The organism is Mesorhizobium sp. M7A.F.Ca.US.014.04.1.1 (assembly GCF_003998745.1).
Taxonomy (GTDB): domain Bacteria; phylum Pseudomonadota; class Alphaproteobacteria; order Rhizobiales; family Rhizobiaceae; genus Mesorhizobium; species Mesorhizobium ciceri.
Window position 1 is genome coordinate 1 of record NZ_RZRW01001016.1, and the last position, 1,258, is coordinate 1,258.

The following is a 1,258-nucleotide window of genomic DNA, read 5'->3' on the forward strand; positions in this document are numbered from 1 at the left end:
CACCTGAGGGGGAGATGGCCGGCAGGCCAGAGGGGGGGCGCTGTCCCGCCGACCGCCATAAAATCTCAGCGTCCGCGCAGATACCCCGCCAGCGCCACCGCATTGTTGTGCGCCTCGTCAAGCGCGCCGTAGAGCAGCGTCACCTTGCCGTTACCCAGCAGGCCTCGCAACTGCGTCACCGCCGCGCCATTCCCATCCAGCTCAGCGCCATACCGCTCCTGAAACTCCGCCCAGCGCACCGCCTCGTGTCCGAACCATTTGCGCAACTCGTCGCTCGGCGCGATGTCCTTCAACCACAGCGTCAGCGCGGCGTCTTGCTTGCTGACGCCGCGCGGCCAGATGCGGTCGACCAGAACCCGCTGCCCGTCATCGGCAGCGGGCGGCTCGTAGATACGCTTGACCGCGATCTTGAAGGCCATCACACCTCCTGGCTGGAACCCTCAGGCCCACTCGCCCTTGCGCATGACAGGCACGCGGGCGCCGTCCTTGTGGACGCCATCGATGTCGATCTTGTCCGAGCCGATCATCCAGTCGATGTGGATGAAGCTCTTGTTGCCGCCGCGCGCGGCGATCTCGTCCTGGCTGAGCGAGGCGCCGTCGACGAAGCACTTCGAATAGCATTGGCCGAGCGCGATGTGGCAGGCGGCGTTCTCGTCGAACAGCGTGTTGAAGAACAACAGGCCGCTGGCCGATATCGGCGAGGAATGCGGCACCAGCGCCACCTCGCCGAGACGGCGCGCGCCCTCGTCGGTGTCGAGCACTTTCTTCAGCACGTCCTCGCCCTTCGATGCCTTGGCCTCGACGATCCTGCCTTCTTCGAAACGCACCGAAATGTCGTCGATCAGCGTGCCCTGGTAGGACAGCGGCTTGGTCGAGGAGACATGGCCTTCGACTCGCCCCGCATGCGGCGTGGTGAAGACCTCCTCGGTCGGGATGTTGGGGTTGCAGGTGATGCCGTTCTTGGCGGTCGAGGCGCCGCCCATCCATTCATGGCCGTCCGCCAGTCCAACCGTCAGGTCGGTGCCCGGTCCGGTGAAGTGCAGCGCATGGAAATTATGGCCGTTGAGCCATTCGGTGCGGCTGCGCAGCGCCGCGTTGTGCGCCCTCCAGTTGCCGATCGGATCCTCCACATCGACCCGCGACGCGGCGAAGATGGCATCGGCGAGTTTCACGCCCGCAACATCGTCGGCATCGCCGGGGAAGACCTGTTTGGCCCAGGCGAGGCCCGGATAGGCGACGATGTTCCAATTGATGTCGA

The 1,258-nt window shown here is 65.3% G+C and carries 2 protein-coding genes; both read right to left on the minus strand.

Going from position 1 to position 1,258, the window contains the following annotated elements:
- Positions 1-65: 65 nt before the first annotated feature.
- Entirely contained in the window at positions 66-419 is a 354-nt protein-coding gene (locus EOA22_RS34075; protein WP_063167641.1) for a DUF488 domain-containing protein, read from the minus strand.
- A gap of 21 nt (positions 420-440) precedes the next feature.
- A partial coding sequence (locus tag EOA22_RS34080; protein WP_164756200.1) for an aminopeptidase occupies positions 441-1,258 on the minus strand: 818 nt, incomplete at its 5' end.